A 23841-nucleotide genomic window follows, 5' to 3' on the forward strand; every position below is an offset into this window, starting at 1 on the left:
ATATTATTATTGAGCGCGGTTATCTTCAATTTGCCCGATAAATTGCTCCGGCTTTTCATTGGGGAAACCATCCCATGAAAACAACACTTTCCCGTTTTGATCAACCAGGAGCGTGTAAGGAAATTTACCATCCGGGTTGTATTTATCAGCAAGGGCCTCGTTCAATTTCACTTGTTCAGGGCTTAATTGATTCTTCTTCTGCCGCGGAAAATCAGCTCTTACCAATACCAGGTTTTTTGCAGCATACGTTTCAAACGCCTCCGACTCCAGGATTTCTTTCCTTAATCGTATGCATGGCCCGCACCAGTCAGAGCCTGAAAAATTAATCAGAATTAATTTATGCTCCTGCGCCGCCTCTGTCCTGGCAACATTAAAATCCCCAAGCCAGCTAACGGCTGAAGAAAAGAACATCATAAAAGCAATTGAAAGCATCTTCATAACAAATACTCTAATTTTTTGGTTTCACCTGCTGTATGTATGAGCAATATACTCACACATTTTGTAGATAAAATGAATTTTACAATAATATAACGTAACAATTAAAAATTTAATAGTGCCCTAACAAGCCCGAAATATACAGGCTATTTAAACCCCATACTTAATGAAACCACGTCCGATGCAAGGTTGGTAGTTTGCGTATAGTGCCCGTACCTTATTTCCATTTCGTGGAAGCTATGCATACCAAATACGCCATTTGGCGGCGCTATCCTAAAACCTACACCATAAAAGCCCGCATTAAATTTTGCGTATTCAATATTACTGGTATAATAGGTATCCGATGCACTATGTTGTTCATACGGTGCATAGTACTTAGCCGCAGTTTGGTCATAATACCGGTAAAACGGCGAAATAGAAAAGAATGGCGTCACTTTGTATGGCACTTCAATACTCGCTGTATTTGAGCGCGTTCCCCAGTTATCCATGTAATACCTGTAATACGTTCGCAGAATGATATTATCCCCAAGGAAATAATTGAGCCTGAATCCAACCGGCAGCTTAAACCGCGAAGAAGGCAGCTTTTCAATGGTATCTTTTCCGGTGTTGAAATATACCCGGTGGAAAGGCAAACCAAGGTAACCACTTTGGCTAACCACATCACCCAGAAACATCACCTGCAGCCTTGAATTTATCTGTTGCGAATAGGAAAATGCCGCTGTTAGGGTTGTCCGTGGGCTGGTTGGCAGGGTATTTTTTGAACTCGAAATTACCTGGCCCGAAGAGCTTAATACCTCAACAACCCCGCTTGCAGTAGTGTATATGGTTGTACCCGTCTGGGTTGCAGCAGCAGCGGGGACAAATTCTGACGGATAAATAAGCGTTACCTTATCGAAATAACCTTGCAGCTTCACACCAAACTCCCCGCTTTTATCATTGGTTTTTGTCGACCAATGAAAATCTATACCTTTCGACTTATAATTGTATTCGCCGGAATAATAGGCGCCAATACCAAAGGTACTACCTGTTTTTGCATTCTCCACGGTCCAATCCAGCGAAGGATAAATCCTTGTACCACGTGGGTTTCCGCCGCCGTTTAATGCAACGTATGCTGCAGACGCCGACGAATGATGGTCGTACCCTAAACCCACAGATAATGTATTTTTGTTATTCGCCTGGTTTAGCCAAACCAAATTCAGGTTCAGGCCGTTTGAAAAATCGGTTACATTTTGTGTTCCTTTTGGCCCGGGCATTCCTCCCATAACCGCCGAACGGTCGCCCGTTTGGGTATAATAACTCGAAACCAGGTCAATCTCGTCTATTCTTAGTCGGCGGGGATTATAGTTGCTGGTATCCTCGGCAACAGGTGTATATAAGCTGGTATACGCGGGCCTGGGCAGCCGGCTTGTGTCAGTGTTAACCTGCGCATACACTTGAAATCGGCATAATATTGCAAATCCGATTACGGATAAAAACTTTCTCTTCATAAATTATAAATAGTGCGCGTATCGGATAATTAGTTGCAACCACAGCCTCCACCGGTTTTCCCGGCATTCGCGCCCGAAGCCGCTTCGCGATATGATTGAAAATTCAATTCGTTTTTCTCAGCTTTTCTGTTGGTAAGCGCCATTTCAGAGTCATTTAGCCGGCTTTTCTGGTACTCCTTTAAATGCACACATGATGTGGCAGAAATAACGAGCAGTAAGCATGCCGATATTTTTATCAATCGTTTCATTCTATCGGGGGTTTTATTTTATATGTATATTTTTTGATGTGTACATTTTGTCATCATCGTCAATAATGATAGCTTCTATATTGTTCATCTGGTTGATCAGGTCGAGGCCGGTATAAATGCCCATGATCATCACCGGGGTGGCCATTGCATCAGCAATTTCAGCATTGGTAGTAATGATAGTTACGCTTTTGATGCCGGTAACCGGCAGACCTGTACGGGGATCAATGGTATGCGAATATTTTTTACCGTCTATCATTACAAACTTCTCATAATTGCCCGAAGTGGCAACCGCCATATCGGTGACAGACATCCACGAAAATATTTCGTTTTTAACATTTGGGTTTACAATCCCAACGGTCCACGGAGCGCCATTTGGCTGAAGTCCCCAGGCACAAAGGTCACCCGAAGCGTTTACTACACCGCTGGTAATACCAAGGTCCTTCATCACCTGCCTGGCCCTTTCGGCCGCATATCCCTTACCAATCCCCCCAAAACCAATCCGCATCCCCTTTTCCTTTAAATAGATGGTGCTTTTTTCCCTGTCGAGTACAACATTCCGGTAGTTGATCAGCCTCACCATTTTTTTTGCTGTAGCCTTATCCGGTAACGCTGTCATGTTTTTATCGAAATTCCAAAGACGCTTATCAATCGAGCCGTAGGTAATATCAAAAGCGCCCTGTGTTATGGCTGATATCCTGATGGAACGTTCAACCAGGGCAAAAGTTTCGGCACTTACCTTCACAGGCATAATACCGGCATTTTGATTTACCTGGTTAGTTTCACTCTCATCACTAAACGTGGTTAACAACCGTTCTATCCTTTGTATTTCGGCAATTCCGGCATCAATCCTTTTATTGGCCCAGTCTTCATTATCAGCAACGGCCGTTAATTCAAAATGGTTGCCCATTAGTTTGCAACTCTTTTTAAAAACCAACTGATCATTCATAACCATACCATACAGCGCTGAGAATTTTAAACACTTTTGTTTCGTCCGGGAGTCTTACAACAATATTACCCGAACATTCTGTAGTGTAAATGAAATTACCTTTCCAATACCCGGCATCCATTCATATTTAACATAAATTAACAACTGCACGTTTAAACATTTATTTTATCAAAGGATATATTTAATTTAACATCCACAGGCTCAAATTTAAAACCTCCCCGCCGGGCAGGCAACAAAACACCCTGTAAATCAATTATTAAACTAAAATAGCCCGTTATTTATTTTTTTAAAGACGAAAATAGATGGAGAGCGGAAATGTATCGACGAATACACTTATGAGTGCGCAGGAAGGGCGGGTTATTAAAGTATCCGGCATATCTAAAAACTATACCCCAGGTTAAACATACAATTCCGTGGGGCACCAGGCCATTTATTAATATTATTATATGCTCCCTGCCAATAAGTTTTATTAGTAATATTATTCATATTTAAGGCAAAGCGGTATCGCTGCAAGCCATAGCGTACACCGCCATTTATAACCAGGTAACCGGGTAATTTAATTGCCGGATCAAGCGTATTGCGAGCGCCAACCTGCGAATGGCCTGCGGATATTCCCAATCCTTTTAAGACGCCATTGCTAAAAGTGTATTTAATCCAGCTGCTGCTGGTATTTCGGGGGGCATTTTCAACTACAGAGCCTATTTGAGACGCAATATCGCTTTTAGAAACGATGGCCAGGCAGTTTGCATAATTAAAATTAACGCTCAAATTCGAAAGTATATAACCCGTGGCTTCCACCTCAAACCCCCTCGACCTGTTTTCACCCTGCTGCACAAATAGGTTCGGATCAGAGATATTGTTTGCATTTACCGCCACATTTTGAACTTTTAGCTGATAAAGCGCCGCAGATGCAAAAAGTCTATCATTAAAAAAACCGCCTTTTAACCCTGTTTCAAGCAACTGGCTGGTTAGCGGCTTAAACGGCGCATCAAAAACCTGTATACTGGTCGATGCTTCAAACGGATCGAAACCTTTGTTATAACTGGCATAACCGTTTAGTTTTGGCATAAGCGGGTAGACGATGCCGATTCTCGGCAAAAACACTCTTTCATTTAGCCCGCTGCCGTCATCTGCTTTATAAAATTCCTCGCGCAGGCTACCTAATAGTTTCACTTTGCCAACGTTAGCCTGATCCTGCAGGTATACGCCCTGAGTATGGTAAATATTGCTGTTCACATCCGATTCGTCGCTGTTATAATCAGACAAACGGTAAGTATTTACCGGCATTTGAAAATACTGCGGGCTACCTAGGCTTAAAGTTCCAACAATGCCACTGCCCGGGCCAAACTGATCGGGCAATTCGTAGTATTGCTGGTTTAAATTAACCGAGCTCCTTACATAATCGTACCCGGCCAGCACCACATGGCTTGCTTTACCTGTTTTGAATTTGTAAGTGAGATAATTAGTGAGGGTGTTGGTAACCGTATGGTAGGCCCAGGTAGTGTAATAAAGGGAAACTGAATCCGGGGTGATGTAATTATTCAATCCGTGCGCGGCCACATTTTCCCGGGTAATATAATTCAAGTAACCCATACTAAAAATAAGGTTTTTATTGATCTTGTACGATGCAGAAATAACGGAGGCAACATCCGTCTCACGCAAATAGTCGCCGGGCTGCGTTAAGGTTAGATTGATTGGGGTTGAATTCAGGTTATTGTCCTCTTCATATCCTGGCTGGCCCTGGTTAAGCACAGTGTGAATATTTGATACCGAAAAATTAAAATTCACCCTGAATTTATCATTTGGGATAAAGCTGAATGAGGGTGCCAGTTCATACGATTTAGCAAATGTTTGATTGATAAACGAATTGGTATTATCATACCCGGCGTTAATGCGGTACAACAATGTCTTGCTTTTATTTAAGGGCCCTGTCATATCGCCCTGAACCCTGAAATGGTTCCAGGCCCCCCTGTAAATATCAATCGCAGCCCTGCTGGTATCTAATGGCTTTTTTGTAACCATGTTGATCGTGCCCCCTGGATCGCAGTTGCCATATAAGGTCGCCGTAGGCCCCTTTATAACCTCTATCCTTTCAATATTAACCAGTATTGTGCTCGTATAGGTAGTACTATAACCACGCAAGCCATCAATATCCCGGGCATTTTCGGCCTTAAAGCCCCTGATCGTGTATTCATCAAAACCGGAATATTGATTTACTCCTGCAACGTCGTTCAACGCATCTTTTAGTGTAAGTTCCATTTTATCATGGATAAGTTCCTTGCTGACCGTCGAGATCGCCTGCGGAATATCCACAATGAGTGCTTCTGTTTTTTCTCCAAAAAATGAATTTTTGTTTAAGTACGAATGTGAAACCCGCCCGTTAACTTTAACTGTCTGCAGCTTTATAGCTTCGCTGATCAACCTTATTGTATCCAGGTTAAGGAGCGTCCCTTTCTTTATTAGTATGCTGCGTTCCCTTAAGGCAGTCCCATGGCTGATGATGATCAGTGTATCATTTCCGGCGGGAAGATCTGTCAATAAAAAAAATCCGTTTCTGTTTGTAAGCGTTGTTCTATTTGAGCGTCGCAAAAACATTTTGACAAATGCCGCCGGTTTATCATTGTCCGTTACAATCCACCCTTTTATCCCGGTAGTTTTTTGGGCATAAAGGGGTGATCCATGCAGCATCAACCAAAACACAACCGGCAAAAAAACATATTTTATTCCCGGTTGTTTCAAAATCATCTGTGAAAAAAATGGGGTTGACTATTAACACCGCTATATCCTTTTATTTTAGCCCGTATACCACTACTTTTTTTGAAAAGGTTGCCAGGTAAACATGCCCGTTTGCTATGGTTGGCGAACAATATTTTGCATAAAAACCAACCCCATCGCCATTGGTTTGATTGCTGTTCCACAATTCTTTGGTGATATCATTCGCATCGAAAGCTCTTAATATCCCGGTAACCACGGTATTGCCCGCATCGCCTGCGGATGCGTAGGAAGCCCAAAGTATGCCGGAGCCATTTACAGAACCGTTGCCGGAAACTGATAGCTGTGCACCACAGTCCCCTCCCGGACCGGGATCCTGCGAAACCGTTGAATTTTTTGCAAACAAACCTGTTCCATAATCAAATGCGAAGGCTCTCAACTGATCGTTTTCGGACCACAAATACATATACTGGTTTAATCCGCCTTTGTAAAATGCCGGCTGGCAGTGCATGCTGCCGTTTAGCGGTATGGTTTGCTGAATGACATTGAATGAAGTTGAATATCCCCCCATATTGTCTTTATTGAGCACATACAAATTGCCATCCTTACAACCGGTGAGGTATAAATTTGTGCCCGGAATTAAAAATGTACCCATAACGCCATAATCCAGATCGTTTGTGTTCAGGTTCAAATAGTTTAAAGGGGTAAAGTAACTGGTAACGTTAAGTGTGCTACCCGAAGGGGTAAGTTTTATGGCACTTTCGCCACGGTTAATAAGGTCGGTAGGAACCTGGTTGCCTATATCGTTTGTGCCATTGCCGGTTGCTGAAAAACTGCCTTTACCCACGGTTCCGTTGCCCGTTGTAATGTATAAACTACCTTGCGCATCTGCTGCTATGCCCATTCCGCTTTCCCATATTCCGCCATTTTCGCCATTGGGGGTGTCATTATAAACGCCTTGCTGTGCCAGCGTGGATGCGTTGTAACCTATAACCCAGCCATGATAGGGGTTCCAATCGCAATGAGACGACCAGGAGATATATACAACGCCGTTTACCAGCACCAATCCCTGCCGCTGGTTGTTCCGCCGGGGATCAAAGCTTACCGTGCCACTCACATTACCATCCCCGGTTCCGGGCACACTGGCACTAATCAAAACCGGGCTCCCTGCTTTGTCGGCACCTGTTAAAATATCGATGGCGTGCAGGTGCTGTACAAACTTTTGCCCATCGGTACTGCGCACAACAAAATACATGGTTTTAGTTGCTGAATCAATTACGGGTGTGCCAATAATGCCGATATTGTAATTAAAGTCAGTATATGGGGTACACCAGGAAGAATTCATATCGCTGGAATTAGGGGGCCTCATGCCAGATACGGTAAAGTTTTTTTTCCAGTATAAATTACCGATGGTACCGTCATAAGCATATACCGTGTTGTTCACAGTAGCTATAAACACGACGTTGTGTGTGCCGGACGCAATAGGCAAACTGCTGTATACCAGCGGCTGTGCGTAAATCTGGTCATCAACAGGTAATGTAAAAAGCTTGCCAAACTGCTGCGGATTTACGTTGGCAGTAGTTAAAACCGTTTCATGGCTATTGAAACCTGCCCTTGAATTATCATTGTGCTGGGTGAGTACATTGATATGCTCGTTGTTGAGTTTGCCAACAATGCTATCAGGAGGAGTAACCACAACAACAGGCGTGGGTGCTTCCTTTTTTTTACACCCAAAACAAATCATTATCGCTAAAAGCGGAATGGCAATTTTTCTGATCATTTTATTTGTAAATTATTTTCATTAAGTTCATTCAATCAGTTTCCTATTTTCCGGATAAGGTTATTCTGGTAATCTGCCACAAATAAATTACCTGCATTATCAATAGTTATTCCGAACGGCCTGTAAAAGGTGGCGGTAAACGCGGGGCCGTTATCGGCGCCGCGTTTACCTGTACCGGCATAATCGCTTACCATACCATCGGGGGTAATTTTCCTGATCTTGTTGTTACCAACATCCGCCACATAAACGTTGCCTTTTTTATCAACAGCTATCCCATCAGGATGTGAGAATGATGCTGCAGCGCCTTTGCCATTTGCTGAACCCCGTTTGGTTTTACCAGCCAGCGTAGAAACGATCCCATCCGGACTTATTTTCCTGATCAGGTTATTATAAGTGTCGGCCACGTAAAGGTTGCCTTTTTGATCCAGGGCGATCCCCTCGGGCAAATAAAATGAAGCGTTGCCGGCGGGGCCGTCTTTCAAACCCCTGTCGCCTGTACCTGCATATACACTTACTTTTCCGTCAGGACTCACTTTTTTTACCTGGTCCTTATCCCAATCGGAAACAAAAACGTTACCGTTTCTATCAACTGCAATCCCATAAGGATTATCGAACCTGACCAGGGCCTCCGGATGATCCTTCGTCACCGCATCGGGTCTTCCCGCCAGGGTGGTTACAATTCCATCAGGCGTTATTTTGCGGATCAAGCTGTTATGCGTGTCGGCAACATACACAACCCCATGCGCGTCAACGGTAAGCGCCGCCGGAAAGAAAAATGAAGCAGCAACACCTTTGCCATCGGCCGAGCCCTGGCTTCCGCTTCCGGCGAGTGTACTTACCACACCATCCGCGCTTATTTTGCGGATCATGTTGTTGCGCGAATCGGCAACATAAATATTGCCGCCGGAGTCGATAGCCAGCCCCATCAGGTTTGAAAATGAAGCCTCTGTTAATTTGCCATTAACTGCGCCTATTGCGCCGCTGCCCGCGTAGGTTGTTACCTCAATATTTTTGTTTTTATTACAGGCCATTGCAAATGCGATGGCTGCAGATAGAAATAACAGGTTTTTCTTCATTAATATCTTGCTCCGTTCCCGGATAATTAAATAAAAAAGTATGCTTTGTGTTGATGTTTATAATCTTTCAGGCTGGTTTGCATGCCGCCCAATTGGCAGTACAATTAACAAATAAAAACGAGCATAAACAAACCAAAATGTAACCCGGCTCCGCATTTAGGTTGAAAGGCGAGATTATCACATCGGCTGACAGATTACGCCGGAACTTAACCCCGAGAAAGACTAGCCGGCCCTGATGTGTTGGGATTAATACCCGCCGTTTTTAGGGTTGTTGCCTCTAGGCCCCCCGCGGAATAAAAATATAGTCCCCGCCGTCTTTCGTAATTTTTGTAAGCCGTTTATAAAGGATTAAAAAGTAAAGAATTTTAGATAATTAAGCGGGTTCCACTTCAGTTACCGCTTTTGCGACAGCGATTTTTTGTGATAAGTCGTTTTTATTTTCAATCCTATCAAGGCATTGTTGCAATACCTGCGCAAATTCTATATCGTTAGGTGCTTTAAATATTGTATTGTGTTCGCCCGGGATAAGGTGGATATTAACACCCTTTAATGCATAAGGTTTCCAACCCATATAAACACTATCTTCTGCATAAAATGTTCGTGTTTCTGCCTTAAAAGCATCAACTTCAATATCCAGTGGATAAAACCGGTAACGATTGAGCGCCTCTGTGTTATATTTATCTATTTTATGAGCATAGCCAAAAAAACCCTGCTTATTATGTCCTTTACCATGTCTTAATGACCAATACCGCCCCATCATCCTTCGTTTAAATAAGGTTGTTTTTTCAGCCAGGGTACTCTTAAAGCCCGCGCTGAACTTAAAAATATACAGCAGGCTTTTAATATAAAAACCCGTATTTTTTGCAATCTTCAATAACAGCGGATCATAATAGGTGCACTTTTCAATGTAGGCATCAAATAAAGCAAGCATTGATACTTCTTTTCCGAGTGCTTTTATTTGCCTGGTCATTTCAAAAGCGATCACCCCTCCCATAGAAAAACCGCCCAGGGCGTATGGCCCGTCTGGATTTTGCCTGGTTATTGCGTTTACATAGTGGGCTGCTATTTCCTCAATGGTCTTTAACGGCTCATCTATGCCATTCAAGCCTTTAGCCTGCAAGCCGTAAACGGGCTGATCGGGCGAAAGCCCGGTGGCAACCGCATTAAACAACAGCACATTCAGCCCGGCGCCATGCACCAGGTATAAAGGTGTTTTGTGTCCGTGTGGCTTTATTGGCACCAACGAATCCCAGGTAATTGAAACGCCATCGCGGCTAATCAATTGAGCCGTGCGCTCAACAGTTTGGTGTTCAAACAATGTGGCTAACGGCAAACGTTTCCCGGTTTTTTGTTCGATCATTGTCATCACTTTAACAGCAATGAGCGAATGCCCGCCAATTTGAAAGAAGTTATCATAAATACCAACCTTCTCCAGGTTTAGCGCTTCTGCCCATATGTCTGCTACAAGCTTTTCGATGTTTGTACGCGGGGCGATATAAAAACTTACCTCGTCCGTTTCGGGTCCCGCATACAATAACAAAGCCTTTTTATCTACTTTTCCGTTGCTGGTTAAAGGGATTGAATCAATTTTCACAAAGCTGCCTGGTACCATATAATCCGGTAACTGGCTATTTAGGAAGGACCTCAGCTCGGCAGGACCTGCATCACCAACCACGTATGCCACCAGTTCTTTTTCACGGTCCTTAACCGGCTTAGCCAGCACTACGGCTGTTTTTACTTTTTCGTGTTTTTGCAGGAAAGCATTAATTTCTCCCAGCTCAATCCTGAATCCCCTGATTTTCACCTGGTCATCAATGCGGCCTAAAAACTCCATGTTCAGATCAGGCATCATACGGCCCATATCGCCGGTTTTATACATTCTTCCGCCCATCTGATCGGTAAACGGATCCTTTAAAAAAGCTTTGCCGGTTTTTTCAGTATCCTGCGCATAACCCCGGGCTACTCCGACACCGCCAATATATAGTTCCCCAACTTCGCCAACAGGAACGGGGTTTAGCTGCTCATCAAGTATGTAGTAAAAATTATTGCTCATCGGCCTACCGTAGGGGATGCTGGCCCAATGAGCTTCCGTTTTATCTATCGGGTAAAAATTACTCCATACAGTCCCTTCTGTTGCGCCACCAAGACTGATGGTTTTGGCAGCCGGAAAATATTTTTTTATCCTGTCCGGCAGCCCAACCGGTATCCAGTCGCCGCTCATAAAAACCAGCCGTAAAGCATTTTCAAAACGGGGACTTTCAACCGTTTCCTGCACGCCGATAAAATAATCGATGGTTGAGGGCACCGAATCCCAAAAAGTTACACGGTGTTTCGTCATCAGTTCCTTTAACTTCGGCACGTCCATCAATTCCTGTTTTTCAATGATCAGGAGAGACCCACCAGCTGCCAGCAACCCGAAAATATCATAAACAGACAGGTCGAAACACATAGAAGTTACGAATAGCAGGCAATCATCAGGCCCAACGTTAAACTCCCTGTTTACCCACAATACCAAATTAACCGCCGAATGGTGTTCTATCATTACGCCCTTTGGCATGCCTGTTGAGCCGGAGGTATAAATAGTGTAGGCAAGCTGTTTACTATCTGCTTTTATAGCGGGTTTTTCGTTTTTAAATTGATCAGTATTAATTTCTCTGAGCTTTACCAGCTGACTTTCGTCAAGAGAAGCTGACAATGGATATTTACAATCGGTGATTACGAGGCTTACTTCCGAGTTTTTTAGGATATATTGCTGCCTGTCCAAAGGGTACTCCGGATCAATGGGTACATAAGCGCCGCCGGCCTTCAGTATCGCCAGCATACCAACGATCATATCAAAATTCCGTGAAACCAAAAGCCCAACATTATCGCCGCTTTGTACGCCATGGGTTATAAGATAATGCGCCAGCTGATTGGCTTTTTTATTTAGCTCATCATAGCGCATTATTTGGTCGTTACGGCGCAGGGCAATTGCCTGCGGGGTCCGTAATACCTGCTCCTCAAAAAGGTCAGTAAGTGTTTTTTCACGCGGATAAAAAACAACCGTGTTGTTAAATTCCTTCAGTAACTGATAGTCTTTCACATTCTCAAATTTTTCGGACCAAAAACTTGTTTTAGGTTCAACTTTATCAGTTTTGGATATTGTCATAATTTTAGGGGGCATGGTTGATCATGGCTTATACGCAAACAGATTTTTTTGGTTACCTGCCCTACTTCAACTATCCCTACCCGGTACAATCCGGCAGGCATAACTCCTTGCGGGATATAAATGGCACGCACATCATTTAAAATCTTTTTCTCAAGGCAACTTAACCTTCAGCCATACCGTAACGCATATAGTAAGTAAATTCCTTAAAATGAATATTCATTTATCCTGACAGGGGATGCTTTGTTAAAAATTGATACCAATTCACAAGCCTTTGAAACATTTTATTTTAACGGTTCTCAGCATTCTAAACCCTAAAGAAAGGGTGAAAATGTTGCTGCACGCTGTGTTTGACAGCATGATCGGCTTGCTTGATATTGTATTTTTGGGCGGTTTGTTAATAGTGGTTAATTTTTATACATCAGGCGAACTGCCAGGTCACCCCGTTTATTTACAATCCATCAGTCATAGAAATCCCCTGTTGCTGGTGAGTACCTTCTTATTGTTATTCAGTTTAAAAAACTGGTTCGGGTACCTCCTCACAAAAAAAGAATATGCGTTTTTTTACAACATAGCTTCGCGCTTATCACAACGTAACGTAATGCACTATCTGCAGGGAAATTACGTCCAATTTGTAAATACCGATTCATCGGTGTTTTTCCGCAAAATAAGCCAGCAACCTGTTGAATTCAGTAATTACATATTAACCAATTTACAGCAGATCATATCGCAAAGCATCCTGATCTTTTTTACCATTACTGCGATCCTGTTTTATCACCCCGGCCTGTTCATTTCTCTTTTTTTGCTATTGCTGCCACCCGTTATTTTACTTGGCTGGATGATCAAAAAGAAACTAAAGCATATCCGTGCGGACATCAAAATCAACAGCCAGTTAACCATACAACATTTGCAGGAATCATTATCCGGGTATGTAGAAAGCAATATTTATGATAAGAACCCTTTTTTTACTGATCGGTATTACAAACACCAGCAGCAGATGAATAATCATATTGCGACCCAGCAAACTTTACAGAGCCTGCCTTCCCGGCTGATAGAAACTTTCGCGGTGCTGGGTTTTTTTATTTTGATCGCTGTAAATAAATTGTCGGCAAGTGTGCCCGCAATCAGCTTGCTTACTATAGGCGTTTTTATGGCGGCGGCCTATAAGATCATCCCGGGGATTATCAAAATTTTAAATAGCGCCGGCCAAATCAAGACCTATCAATTTACGCTGAATGATCTTGCTTCTCCCACAGGGGAAATGCACCATGCAAAAAACCCCGGCTCGCCCGGTTCAATCAATTCCATTCAATTTGAAAATATTCATTTTAAATACAAGCATCACGATGTATTAAACGGAACGAGCTTTTACATTGTGCCCGGAGATTTTGTCGGTATGTCTGCCCCATCAGGAAAAGGGAAAACCACCATCATCAACCTTTTATTGGGCTTCCTGGAACCTGACAGCGGGACGATAACTGTTAACGATAAAAAAACAGATGCTGCTGACAGAATGATGTATCGCGGCAACATTTCCTACGTAAAACAACAGCCTTTTTTTATCCATGATACTATTTTAAAAAACATTACGCTGGCCGAAGATGGATTTAAAAAAAGCAAACTCGATGAAGTGATAGCGTTCTGCGGTCTTGCTCAGTTATTGGAGAAATATCCGGAGGGGCTGCAAAAAGTGATCCGCGAAAACGGTAAAAACATCAGTGGCGGTCAGCGGCAAAGGATAATGCTTGCCCGGGCGCTATACCATGATTTCGACCTGCTTATCCTGGATGAGCCTTTTGGCGAGATGGATGATTTTTCGGAAAGAACCATATTAATACGCCTGCAGGAGCTTGCCCTGCAAGGCAAGATGATCCTTTTTATCACGCACAACAAAGCAAGTTTATCATTTTGTAATAAAATATTTTCGATGGATGAAGCGTACGCCTGAAACCCTGGTGATCCTGAGTCCCGGCTTCCCCGAAAATGAGGCCGATACCGCGTGCATTCCACCCCAGCAAATATTTGCCAGGGCGCTTAAAAAGATCTGCCCCGGGCTTAATATTGTTGTTATCAGCTTTCAATACCCTTTTGTTAAAAGTGTATATAACTGGCATGGCATAAAAGTTTATACTATCGGCGGGAAAGAAAAAGGCGGTTATAATCGCGCGCTTGTATGGTTAAAAGCCTGGAGGATATTATTGAAACTAAAAAAGGAAACCAAACTCCTGGGCATCCTCAGTTTTTGGTTTGGGGAGTGCGCCTTTGTTGGCAGCTATTTTGCAAAGCGATACCGGCTTATCCATTACGCCTGGGTATTGGGGCAGGATGCAAAAAGCGGGAATAAATATTTCAGATGGGTAAAGCCCAGTGGCAATGAGCTGATAGCGCTGTCGGATTTTATTGCGACAGAGATCAGGCGAAATTATTGGATTTCGGCCCAGCAGGTAATCCCCGTTGGTATCGACACCTCGATGTTCGGGCCCGCGCCCGCAAAAAGGGACATAGATATTTTAGGCGCCGGTTCATTGATCCCCCTGAAGCAATACCATATTTTTGTAGAAGTTGTTGCTTCCTTAAAGAGTTACTTTCCAAATATAAAAGCTGTTATCTGCGGCAAGGGCCCTGAATTAGCGCATCTGGAGGCATTGGCCTCCTCTCTGAATTTGCAAAACAACCTCGTGTTTGCTGGTGAGTTACCACAAAAGGAAGTATTAGCTTTAATGCAACGGTCGAAAGTATTTTTACACCCTTCTGCATATGAAGGCTTTGGTTCTGTATTATCCGAAGCTTTATACGCCGGCGCCCACGTAGTTTCTTTCTGTAAACCGATGAACAAAGATTACCGGCATCATTACGTGGTAAAAACCCCGGATGAAATGAATGCTGCTTTATCCGCCATATTAAAAAATACACACCGTGGCCACGACCCTGTTTTAATGTGCCCGATTGAACAAATTGCCAAAAATGTGATCAGTTTGTTCGTTTGATCCCGTTCATATGTTGATTTTACCTGGCTAAAGGCCTGCTGCAACATGCTGGATTTTTGCGGCTATCGCTTCAAACGAAAGGTTTTGTTTGAAGTAAGCTAATGACCTGGCCCTTTTTTCCGCTATATCCAGGTGTTTTGTCTGTTCCAATGCAGCCAGCAACGCTTTTTGATTACCCGGCTCGTACAATAAACCGCATTTTCCGTTATCCGTCATCGTCCTGAAGGAAAATATATCCGTAACTAAAGGTACGCAACCGCATGCCATTGCCTCGCAAAGCGCAGTACCACTCCCTTCATAATGCGATCCGGAAATAAAAAAATCAGCACTGTTGAACCAGTAAAGCAATTCCTCATGTGGAACCTCTCCAACCATCGTGATCGCATTTTTTACAGCGGCCTTTTCCACCTCCTGCTTTATTTCATTTAGCAATTCTTCCGTATGGTAGATCATGTATAGCCGCGCTCCTGGGTTAGTTTCCGTAAATTTCAGGAATGCCTTTACAACATTCAAAGGATCCTTGTTCGCATTCAGCCGGCCAACCCATAAAAATACAGGCACCCCCTCTGCCCCTGTTATTAATTTGGCGGCGGCCCTTTTCATTGGATAAAAACAGGAGGATACTTCCATCACTTCATGTATTTTTCCAGCTGAAGCGATATTACCCCTTTTCACCCAGTCTATGCCTATCGATGCCGCTGCAAATAAATAAGCGCCGACAAAACGCCCGGCTGTTCTTTGAAGATACTTCTTTACACCGGTAAATGGCTTTTCAGCATGATGCTGTACAATGACTTTTGTTTTCCCACCCAACAACAAACCCGACGAGATCAGCTGTAAAGGCTGGTGCAAACCCTGAATAAATAAAATATCCGGCTTTAAGCTTTTTATAAAACGGATTAAACCGAACGGGAAATACGCTTTATTTTTGCCAAAATCAACAAAGTGGGTAACAACTCCATTGTGTTCGCATTTACCCCGGTAATTGATCCTTATTATATTATGAACTGTATTTTCTTTACTTAAGCGTTCCAACACACCCGAATAAACCGCCGTTCTTTCGAACCAGCTTTCGGGCGAATCCAGGTCTGCCAAATAAGCAAAACTTACAAAAACGTAGGTCATTAGTTTGTTGGATTATATTTTATCGGTAATATGCACTGAATCAATTATTTGCACTTAACGGAAACCGCACTGCAGGATAATATTCCTTTATCTTTTCCATTAAACCAGGTAAATCACCCTGGACATATTTGCCGACCCCATTTATATATACTTTACTGTATTCAGCAACGTGGATATTTTTTAACTGCCCGAGGATAGTTTCATCAAACAACCTGATATTTCCTTTATGCATCACCAGTAACAAATCAGCCGGCGTGATTGCGAAAAACGCATCAAAGCCTTTTTTATGGTCCTTTATTTTTGCAATAACAATATCAGCATCCTTACCGGCTGCTACTTCGCCATTGTTCATCAGCCATGTTTTCGATGCATTTTGATTAACTGTTTGAAATAGTTCAGCGTCGGAAATTTGTTTCGTTGCCCGGGCACTCCGCAGATGTTCCCATATATCCCAATGGCTCGTCAGGGTTGAATCTGTTCCGAATAACAACCGTGTGCTGTTTTTTAAACCATTTACCTGCGCGGTTTGGTTAAGTAAAAAATAATTGGATTGCGGGCACCAAACTATAGCTTCAAAGTTTTTGGCCTGGGCTTCTGACATGGCAACAGCGTGTACCCCGATCAATTTTTTTCGCAGTAAGTTCCACCTGGTTAGCTGATCAATTTCATCATAGGAAGGCCAGTCGACCCCCTCGCCAATATGTATGTTTACGGGGAGCTTTATTTTTAAAGGATTGTTCAGTTTGATCTTCCAGCCTTTTTCAAACTTTACCGAATGCAAACAATGGCTGTTTTCAAAAACGGTTAACGGCGCATCCTCCAGCAACTGTTTTTCTCCATGATTCACTACCGTTGTAACCCCACCCAGCAGGTTTTTATAAACACCCCACACCGAACGCAATTGCTCAGGTACTTTTAAAACCGCGGCGATTTCGGTCTTATATGCCTGGTGGATATCTTTGCCCCATTCGGTATAATTGCTATAAATCCGGGTGCCTAATTGTTGGAACAAGTTAAAATCAAGGTGATCGTGCGAATTGATCAGGCCCGGGAAAACTAGTGCGTCCCGAAAGGTTATTTGTATCTCTTCAATTGAAGTGGTTCCCGGATTTGACGATACGTTTGCTATTTGCTCACCGGAAATCCCAACATCAACAACTTCGTCGGTGCCGGCCATCTTCAGGTTGTTAAGTTTCATCACGGCCTCCTGAAATGTATCCCGTAAATTACCGGGAAGCCCTTAAATTTTTCGTAAACCAACACTGCATTTTGGTCGGTATAATAATGTTTTACCGATTCATCAATTTTCCTTTCGATTTCATTCACGGCTTTAAAGCCATTTCTCAAAAGTATTTCCTTAATGCTGTTAACAGTGTGTACAAAATTCCTGACTGCTATTTGTTTGTTCCCGTGTTTGAAAGTTCTTTTACCTCCAAAAGCCAGTATATCGGGATGAAAATCTGTTATAATAATGTCCCCCTCATCTTTTGTGATCCGGCACCAGGCCTCCAGGGCTTCTTCCAGGTTTTCGATATGGGCAACGGTTAGCGTTGATACAAGCACATCAAAATTATGATCGCTGATGCCCGAAAAACTATTGTCGGTGATGGTATAGGTTTCCGCTGCCGGAAATTTTTCCTTCAGTTTTTGGAGCATCCCCGGAGAGACGTCAAACCCGGCTAAACTTGCAGGCTCGTTTTTAAAAATTCCGGGCCAGTGCCTGCCGGTGCCACAGCCAATATCAGCAACAACTTTATCACGTATGTCAACACCTACCATTAATTTCGAAAACAACATTTTATCCAGATCGAGCATGAGGTTACCCGGCTGCGAATCATAATTTTCGGCCCAAAGGTCATACGCCGCCACAACTTCCCTTTCAGCTACCTGTGGCGGGAACAAATGCCTGCTGATATATTTTTTTACTGTTTTGATCATGATATGAAGCTGGTTTTGATCTGGAATATGCAACCCTTTACTAAAGAAATACGGAGCATCACCCCGAAAGGTTGCTCTGCGATTTTTATTTCCCTTTACAGGCAACCTTAGTTTTTTGCCGGGCGTATTGTTAACAGTGACCGTTCATATCAGTAAAGAAATAGTTTGATGGTTAAATTGGGTTTGTTGTTTATCGCCCCCAATTAGAGGGTTAAAAATAGCGTCGGGTTTAAACCCGACGCTATCGGGGGCATAAACAGCAATTCAAATCCATATTGTGAGTTATAAAATGAGTAAGATTTTATTATTTAATCCCCAAAGCGCAAACGGTAAATACCGGATACCCAACTCTATTTTAAGTATAGCAGCGTCTGTTGAAGGAAAACACGAATGGGTGATTGTTGACGGCAACCGTGATGCAAATCCGTTGGAAGTAATAGCATCCTATTTGAGCACGGGCGACTATAAATACCTTGGGTTTACGGTAATGCCGGGGCCCCAACTAAAGCAATCCATACCTTTTGCAAAAACAATAAAGGAAAGGTTCCCTCATACCACTATGATATGGGGGGGCTATTTTCCCTCAAGCCATCCAAAAATCATTCTTGATTCGGGCTATGTTGATTTTATTATCAACGGCCCCGGCGACCATGCGTTTCCGTCGCTAATCGATGCACTTGAAGATAACAAGCCTTACGAGTTTATCAGGAATCTGATTTATAAGGCGGGTAACGAGATTGTTAAAACCCAAAAGGAAGACTTGTTCGACCAGGATCCACTGCCGCCCTTGCCTTACGATAAACTGAACAAGATCTATAACATTAAAAAATACCTTGGTAAAACATTTTTAGGGGAAAGAACACTGGCCTATCATTCCAGCATTGGCTGCCCTTTTACCTGCTCTTTTTGCGCTGTCGTGCCCATTTTTGAGGCAAGGTGGAAAGCAAAATCGGCACAAACGGTTTATAATGATGTTAAATACATCAAGGATAAATGGGGGGCCGATGCCATTGAGTTTCACGATAATAATTTCTTTGTTTCGGAGAAAAGGACGGTGGAATTCGCAAAGCTGATAAAACCGGAAAAAATGTCGTGGTGGGGAATGGCGCGGATTGATACGATGGACAAGTTTAGCGATGCCTCTTTAGCATTGATCAGGGAGGCTGGGTGCAAGATCATTTTCTTTGGCGCCGAAAGCGGCAATAACCTGATCCTGGACCAACTGGATAAAGGAGGCACTCAAACAGGTAATCAGATCATCAGATTTGCGGAGCGGTTAAAGAAATTTGATATTATCCCCGAGTACTCTTTTGTGTTGGGCACCCCGGCGCCAACAGCAAAACAGGTGGAAGCCCAGATTGATTTCGAAATAGATTTTATTAAAAAAGTAAAGGCAGTAAATCCCCGGACCGAAATTGTGCTGTACACCTATAGCCCGGTTCCTACGGAAGGGTCGGCCCTTTTTAAACAGGTAGAAGCTGCTGGGTTTAAATATCCAAAAGTATTGGAAGACTGGATTAGCCCTGCCTGGGAAAACTTTGACCTGCGGAAAAATCCGCTTACCCCCTGGTTAACGCCCGAAATGATCGGTAAGATTCAAAACTTTGAAACAGTTTTAAACGGTGTTTATCCAACCGTTACAGATATCCGCCTCAGCAGCATCAAACGAAAAGCGATACAGCTGGTAGCCGGCATGCGTTACAAGGCGAATGTATATAATTACCCTTACGAAATAAAGCTGCTGCAAAAAGTTTGGAAATACCGCCAACCGGAAATCCAGGGATTTTAAACGTTTTTTATGATAACGGCCGGAAATGATATGGAAACAACCCTCGACGAAACCAATACTTCCACCTTCGAAGATCTGTATATCAGCGTCAGGAAAAAAGAGCGGCGGATAGTCTCTGACGGGGAGTTGATGTTTTTGCCGGATGTGGATGCATCGCATGTCCACTATAATGAATGGCTGATCAGAAAACGGTCATCCATGCGATTGACCGCATATCTGCAAAAGAAAAAGCGCACCTTAAAGATTCTCGAAATTGGATGCGGAAATGGCTGGCTGGCTTCCCGGATTTCGGCAATTCCACATACAACAGTAATTGGACTGGATATAAATGAACCTGAAATCAACCAGGCAAAACGGGTTTTTAAAAAGGACAATCTTGATTTTTTAACAGGCACTTTTACCCCGGAATTGTTCGCCGCTGAAAAGTTCGATATAATTTTATTCGCAGCATCAATTCAATATTTCACCTCACTAAATGACGTCGTGCAACAAGCGCTTTGTTGTTTAACAGAACATGGAGAAATACACATTGTCGATTCGCATTTCTACGAACCATCCGAAGTAAAAAATGCAGCGGCCAGGTGCATTGACTATTACACAAACCTGGGCTTTCCGGAAATGGCCGGCCATTATTTTCATCATTCAACGGCCGATCTTCTTCCTTTTAATTGCACCATGCTCATAAACCCCGGGAGTTTAATGAACCGGATCAGCAAAAAGGAGCCTTTTTATTGGATAATGATAAAGAATTAATCAGATGTCTGCACAATCAGTATACCAAACATTCAACAGGTTCCGTACCCTGCAAACGAGCAGGATAAGCGCACTGCCTGTTGTTATACTGATGCCGCACAGCGCCTGCAACTGCAGGTGTGTGATGTGCGATATATGGAAAGACAATAAAAACCTGAAACAACTGACTGAACAGGATGTTCGGCAGCTTTTGGATTCATTGAAAAAATTCGGGACACTGCAGGTGGTGATGTCGGGCGGCGAGGCTTTACTTAATGCAAATTTCTTCCGGCTATGCGAGATTCTTAAATCAGCTGACATCAATATAACCTTGCTGACCACCGGCCTCACTATTAAAAAGAATGCGGATGAAATCCTGCAATGGGTTGATGACCTGATCGTCTCGCTGGATGGCGACGAGGCCCTGCACGATGCGATCAGGAATATTCCGGGGGCATTCAATAAGTTGAAAGAAGGGGTAGAATTTATCCACTCTTTAGATCCTGATTTCCCGATAACGGCCAGGACAGTGATCCACCGGCTGAATTTCAGGAATTGGGAAGCGATCATCCGATCTGCAAAAAGTATGGAAATCAACCAGGTGAGCTTTTTGCCGGCCGATGTTAGCAGCCATGCTTTCAACAGGCAAATGGCCTGGACTGAACCCAAGCAACATGAAATATTGATCCCGGAAAAAGAATTGCCTGAATTATTGCAGGTGATCAACAGAATAATAGCTAATAATTTTGATTTTGAATCCGGTTTTATTGCCGAATCTCCAGCAAAACTCAGGCAGATACATGATTATTACGCGGCTTTTTATGGTTTAAACCCCTTCCCGTTTAAAAAATGCAATGCGCCCTGGGTATCAACCGTGATTGAGGCGGATGGCAATGTGCGGCCGTGTTTTTTTCATGAGGTGGTGGGTAATATCCGGGATTCTTCACTGGCAACTATACTAAACAGCGACGAGGTAATAAATTTTAGGAAAACGCTGGATATGCATACCCATCCAACCTGTGTAAAATGTGTTTGTTCGTTAAACTTGTCTCCTTTTGCAAAGCTGAGCTAATTTAAAAAGTATGAAAAATATCCTTTTCACCCATTCTTACTTTTTACGTTTCGACCCGAAGCAATGGCAACTGGGCCAGCCTTATCCGCCGTTGGGTACTTTGTACGCAGCGGCACTAATGCGGCAGCATGATTACGCCGTTTCATTGTTTGATACGATGTTTAGCAGCGATCCGGAAGAAATTACCCAGGCGATAACAACACACCGCCCTGATTTTTTGGTGATCTATGATGACGGCTTCAATTACCTCACCAAAATGTGTTTGACCAATATGCGCTCGGCCGCCTTCAGCATGTGCAAAATTGCCCGGGCGGAAGGTTGTAAAGTGATTGTTTCAAGCTCAGATTCCACGGATCATTTTGCTGAGTATTTAAACGAGGGCGCCGATTTTGTGATCATCGGCGAGGCAGAACATACGTTGCTGGAGTTAGTGGATCATATTGAAAATGGCGATGACGATTATTCGGCCATAAACGGACTAGCTTATTTAAAGGACGGCAAAGCCACAAAAACACCGGGCAGACCGGTTTTAAAAGACCTGGACAGTATGCCGATGCCGGCCTGGGACCTGGTTGATATAGGGCAATACCGGGAAACCTGGCTTAAACATACCGGGTATTTCTCGCTGAACATGAGCACTACGCGCGGCTGCCCATTTAAATGTAACTGGTGCGCCAAACCCATTTATGGCAATCGCTACAATTCGCGCAGCCCTGCAAATGTGGTTGAAGAGATCAAATTACTGAAGGACCGGTATCATGTCGATCATATCTGGTTTTGTGATGATATTTTCGGGTTAAAACCGGGCTGGACCAGGGTGATGGCCGAACTTTTGGAAAAGGAGCAGATCAGGATCCGCTTCAAGATCCAATCAAGGGCCGATTTGCTGGCAGAAGAAGATACCGTAAAAGCACTGGCAGAAGCCGGCTGCGAAAATGTCTGGATCGGCGCTGAAAGCGGTTCGCAAAAAATCCTTGATGCAATGGACAAGGGCATTACTGTTGAGCAGATCAGCAGGGCAACTACGCTGATGAAACAACAGGGGATCAAGCCGTCATTTTTCATCCAGTTTGGCTATCCCGGCGAATTGAAAGAAGACATCGGGCTAACGATAGATATGATCAATGCACTGCTTCCTTTTGAAATTGGGATCTCTGTTTCCTATCCATTACCAGGAACCGTGTTTTATGAAAAAGTGAAGGCTGACCTGAAGAAAAAAACCAACTGGACAGATTCGGATGAAATGGCGTTAATGTTCCACAATACTTTCCCGCCATCTTATTACAAACAACTGCACCGGTATGTTCATCAAAACTACCATATGCACCTGGCAAAAAACAGCCTGGTAAAGTTGGTCCGCGACCCCTTGCGCGCTAACTCAAAAAGCCTGCGAAAAGCCTTGTCCGTTTTCTATCATACACCGGCAACGTTTGTTGAAGGTTTAAGACTAAGGAAATTGGAGGTTGAAAAGTGAAAACGACCGCAATAGATATAAATGAGCAACTCACCGAAACGGCTTTTACCGGGCAATCCGTTGTTTTCGATCAGATCTATTCTGGCAATACCATTATCAGCTATAAAAGAGAAAGAGTACGTGCTCATGTATTACCATATTTAGCGCCGGGAAGCACTATCCTGGAGTTGAACAGCGGCACAGGCGAAGACGCTTTGTTTTTTGCGCAGAAGGGGCATAAAGTTCATGCTACCGATATCTCACCCGGCATGCAACAGCAACTTGTTCAAAAGGTAAAGCAGGCCGGCCTCGAAAACCGGGTGAGCAATGAGCTTTGTTCATTTACTAATTTAAACCAATTGGGAAATAATGGCCCCTTTGATTTGATCTTCTCCAATTTCGCAGGCTTAAATTGCACCGGCGAACTGGATAAAGTACTTACGTCATTTAACGATTTATTAAAACCCGGGGGACTAATCACCCTTGTAGTATTACCAAAGTTTTGCCTGTGGGAAACGCTGCTGATTTTTAAGGGTAAATTCCGTACAGCATTCAGGCGATTTTTTAGCAGCAAAGGAAGGTCGGCCCATGTTGATGGTGTTTATTTTAAATGCTGGTATTATAACCCTTCCTATATTATCAAAAGACTTAAAGGTGAATTTGATTTATTAAGCATTGAGGGTTTGTGCACTATTGTTCCGCCGTCCTATATAGAGGGTTTTGCAGAGAAGCACCCAACTGCCTATCAATCTTTAACCGCTAAGGAAAATAGGTTAAAATCACGCTGGCCCTGGAAGTTCATCGGGGATTACTATATTATTTCGATGAAGAAAAAATGAGCGGCGACATGGCAGTTATATTTTCAATGACACTTCCTGTCTAACAAAAAGGCCTTCTGAAAATTGAAGGCCTTTTA

At 43.3% G+C, this 23841-nt stretch carries 18 protein-coding genes; 7 read left to right on the forward strand and 11 right to left on the reverse strand.

Going from position 1 to position 23841, the window contains the following annotated elements; translation table 11 throughout:
* Window positions 1–6 precede the first annotated feature (6 nt).
* The 8 genes from MgSA37_RS26270 to MgSA37_RS26305 form a co-directional block, all read right to left on the reverse strand.
* Complete coding sequence (locus MgSA37_RS26270; protein ID WP_096356570.1) at window positions 7–438, reverse strand: thioredoxin family protein; 432 nt, start codon at window positions 436–438, stop codon at window positions 7–9.
* Between the two features lie 143 nt (window positions 439–581).
* Window positions 582–1922: a DUF3570 domain-containing protein gene (locus MgSA37_RS26275; RefSeq protein ID WP_096356572.1), complete on the reverse strand. Its 1341-nt coding sequence runs from the start codon at window positions 1920–1922 to the stop codon at window positions 582–584.
* Window positions 1923–1951: 29 nt separating this feature from the next.
* A complete protein-coding gene (locus MgSA37_RS26280) occupies window positions 1952–2170 on the reverse strand; it encodes a DUF4266 domain-containing protein (protein ID WP_096356574.1) in 219 nt (72 codons plus the stop codon).
* A 13-nt stretch (window positions 2171–2183) separates the two neighbouring features.
* Window positions 2184–3077, reverse strand: coding sequence for an FAD:protein FMN transferase (locus tag MgSA37_RS26285; RefSeq protein ID WP_197706048.1), 894 nt, complete (start codon window positions 3075–3077; stop codon window positions 2184–2186).
* Between the two features lie 417 nt (window positions 3078–3494).
* Window positions 3495–5861: a TonB-dependent siderophore receptor gene (locus MgSA37_RS26290; RefSeq protein WP_096356578.1), complete on the reverse strand. Its 2367-nt coding sequence runs from the start codon at window positions 5859–5861 to the stop codon at window positions 3495–3497.
* 43 nt (window positions 5862–5904) lie between these two features.
* Entirely contained in the window at window positions 5905–7608 is a 1704-nt protein-coding gene (locus tag MgSA37_RS26295; protein ID WP_096356580.1) for a PQQ-binding-like beta-propeller repeat protein, read from the reverse strand.
* Window positions 7609–7643: 35 nt separating this feature from the next.
* Window positions 7644–8684 carry an NHL repeat-containing protein gene (locus MgSA37_RS26300; RefSeq protein WP_096356582.1) on the reverse strand — a complete coding sequence of 347 codons (1041 nt, stop codon included), beginning with the start codon at window positions 8682–8684 and terminating at the stop codon, window positions 7644–7646.
* 373 nt (window positions 8685–9057) lie between these two features.
* Window positions 9058–11832 carry a non-ribosomal peptide synthetase gene (locus MgSA37_RS26305; protein WP_172885375.1) on the reverse strand — a complete coding sequence of 925 codons (2775 nt, stop codon included), beginning with the start codon at window positions 11830–11832 and terminating at the stop codon, window positions 9058–9060.
* Window positions 11833–12160: 328 nt separating this feature from the next.
* On the opposite strand from MgSA37_RS26305, the gene MgSA37_RS26310 reads away from it, so the two are divergent.
* Both MgSA37_RS26310 and MgSA37_RS26315 read left to right on the forward strand, forming a co-directional pair.
* Window positions 12161–13777, forward strand: a complete 1617-nt coding sequence (locus MgSA37_RS26310; RefSeq protein ID WP_157750754.1) for an ATP-binding cassette domain-containing protein — start codon at window positions 12161–12163, stop codon at window positions 13775–13777.
* Complete coding sequence (locus MgSA37_RS26315; RefSeq protein ID WP_096356588.1) at window positions 13761–14816, forward strand: glycosyltransferase; 1056 nt, start codon at window positions 13761–13763, stop codon at window positions 14814–14816. The genes MgSA37_RS26310 and MgSA37_RS26315 overlap by 17 nt, the downstream gene beginning before the upstream one ends.
* A gap of 27 nt (window positions 14817–14843) precedes the next feature.
* Here the strand turns inward: MgSA37_RS26315 and MgSA37_RS26320 are convergent, their stop codons facing one another.
* The 3 genes from MgSA37_RS26320 to MgSA37_RS26330 are packed head-to-tail and all read right to left on the reverse strand — an operon-like array spanning window position 14844 to window position 17879.
* Window positions 14844–15941, reverse strand: coding sequence for a glycosyltransferase family 4 protein (locus MgSA37_RS26320; RefSeq protein WP_096356590.1), 1098 nt, complete (start codon window positions 15939–15941; stop codon window positions 14844–14846).
* A gap of 40 nt (window positions 15942–15981) precedes the next feature.
* A complete protein-coding gene (locus tag MgSA37_RS26325; protein WP_096356592.1) occupies window positions 15982–17139 on the reverse strand; it encodes an amidohydrolase family protein in 1158 nt (385 codons plus the stop codon).
* Window positions 17139–17879, reverse strand: coding sequence for a class I SAM-dependent methyltransferase (locus MgSA37_RS26330; RefSeq protein WP_096356594.1), 741 nt, complete (start codon window positions 17877–17879; stop codon window positions 17139–17141). Before MgSA37_RS26330 ends, MgSA37_RS26325 begins: the two co-directional genes overlap by 1 nt.
* Before the next feature lie 289 nt (window positions 17880–18168).
* Here MgSA37_RS26330 and MgSA37_RS26335 point away from each other — a divergent pair, with 289 nt between their 5' ends.
* Genes MgSA37_RS26335 through MgSA37_RS26355 form a run of 5 tightly spaced genes read left to right on the forward strand, consistent with a single transcriptional unit; the run spans window position 18169 to window position 23764 of the window.
* Window positions 18169–19668: a B12-binding domain-containing radical SAM protein gene (locus tag MgSA37_RS26335; protein ID WP_096356596.1), complete on the forward strand. Its 1500-nt coding sequence runs from the start codon at window positions 18169–18171 to the stop codon at window positions 19666–19668.
* 9 nt (window positions 19669–19677) lie between these two features.
* Window positions 19678–20421 carry a class I SAM-dependent methyltransferase gene (locus tag MgSA37_RS26340; RefSeq protein ID WP_096356598.1) on the forward strand — a complete coding sequence of 248 codons (744 nt, stop codon included), beginning with the start codon at window positions 19678–19680 and terminating at the stop codon, window positions 20419–20421.
* A gap of 4 nt (window positions 20422–20425) precedes the next feature.
* Window positions 20426–21472 (forward strand): radical SAM protein, encoded by a 1047-nt coding sequence (locus tag MgSA37_RS26345; protein ID WP_096356600.1) that lies wholly within the window; start codon window positions 20426–20428, stop codon window positions 21470–21472.
* A gap of 10 nt (window positions 21473–21482) precedes the next feature.
* Window positions 21483–22946: a B12-binding domain-containing radical SAM protein gene (locus MgSA37_RS26350; protein WP_096356602.1), complete on the forward strand. Its 1464-nt coding sequence runs from the start codon at window positions 21483–21485 to the stop codon at window positions 22944–22946.
* Window positions 22943–23764: a class I SAM-dependent methyltransferase gene (locus tag MgSA37_RS26355; protein ID WP_096356603.1), complete on the forward strand. Its 822-nt coding sequence runs from the start codon at window positions 22943–22945 to the stop codon at window positions 23762–23764. Before MgSA37_RS26350 ends, MgSA37_RS26355 begins: the two co-directional genes overlap by 4 nt.
* Window positions 23765–23841 lie beyond the last annotated feature (77 nt).

Origin of the sequence: Mucilaginibacter gotjawali (assembly GCF_002355435.1) — a bacterium.
Classification (GTDB): domain Bacteria; phylum Bacteroidota; class Bacteroidia; order Sphingobacteriales; family Sphingobacteriaceae; genus Mucilaginibacter; species Mucilaginibacter gotjawali.

Excerpts from the sequence above, each read along its gene's own strand:
- MgSA37_RS26270 (WP_096356570.1), bottom strand. The coding sequence starts at position 438 with ATGAAGATGCTTTCAATTGCTTTTATGATGTTCTTTTCTTCAGCCGTT.
- MgSA37_RS26275 (WP_096356572.1), bottom strand. The coding sequence starts at position 1,922 with ATGAAGAGAAAGTTTTTATCCGTAATCGGATTTGCAATATTATGCCGA.
- MgSA37_RS26280 (WP_096356574.1), bottom strand. The coding sequence starts at position 2,170 with ATGAAACGATTGATAAAAATATCGGCATGCTTACTGCTCGTTATTTCT.
- MgSA37_RS26285 (WP_197706048.1), bottom strand. The coding sequence starts at position 3,077 with ATGGGCAACCATTTTGAATTAACGGCCGTTGCTGATAATGAAGACTGG.
- MgSA37_RS26290 (WP_096356578.1), bottom strand. The coding sequence starts at position 5,861 with ATGATTTTGAAACAACCGGGAATAAAATATGTTTTTTTGCCGGTTGTG.
- MgSA37_RS26295 (WP_096356580.1), bottom strand. The coding sequence starts at position 7,608 with ATGATCAGAAAAATTGCCATTCCGCTTTTAGCGATAATGATTTGTTTT.
- MgSA37_RS26300 (WP_096356582.1), bottom strand. The coding sequence starts at position 8,684 with ATGAAGAAAAACCTGTTATTTCTATCTGCAGCCATCGCATTTGCAATG.
- MgSA37_RS26305 (WP_172885375.1), bottom strand. The coding sequence starts at position 11,832 with ATGACAATATCCAAAACTGATAAAGTTGAACCTAAAACAAGTTTTTGG.
- MgSA37_RS26310 (WP_157750754.1), top strand. The coding sequence starts at position 12,161 with ATGTTGCTGCACGCTGTGTTTGACAGCATGATCGGCTTGCTTGATATT.
- MgSA37_RS26315 (WP_096356588.1), top strand. The coding sequence starts at position 13,761 with ATGAAGCGTACGCCTGAAACCCTGGTGATCCTGAGTCCCGGCTTCCCC.
- MgSA37_RS26320 (WP_096356590.1), bottom strand. The coding sequence starts at position 15,941 with ATGACCTACGTTTTTGTAAGTTTTGCTTATTTGGCAGACCTGGATTCG.
- MgSA37_RS26325 (WP_096356592.1), bottom strand. The coding sequence starts at position 17,139 with ATGAAACTTAACAACCTGAAGATGGCCGGCACCGACGAAGTTGTTGAT.
- MgSA37_RS26330 (WP_096356594.1), bottom strand. The coding sequence starts at position 17,879 with ATGATCAAAACAGTAAAAAAATATATCAGCAGGCATTTGTTCCCGCCA.
- MgSA37_RS26335 (WP_096356596.1), top strand. The coding sequence starts at position 18,169 with ATGAGTAAGATTTTATTATTTAATCCCCAAAGCGCAAACGGTAAATAC.
- MgSA37_RS26340 (WP_096356598.1), top strand. The coding sequence starts at position 19,678 with ATGATAACGGCCGGAAATGATATGGAAACAACCCTCGACGAAACCAAT.
- MgSA37_RS26345 (WP_096356600.1), top strand. The coding sequence starts at position 20,426 with ATGTCTGCACAATCAGTATACCAAACATTCAACAGGTTCCGTACCCTG.
- MgSA37_RS26350 (WP_096356602.1), top strand. The coding sequence starts at position 21,483 with ATGAAAAATATCCTTTTCACCCATTCTTACTTTTTACGTTTCGACCCG.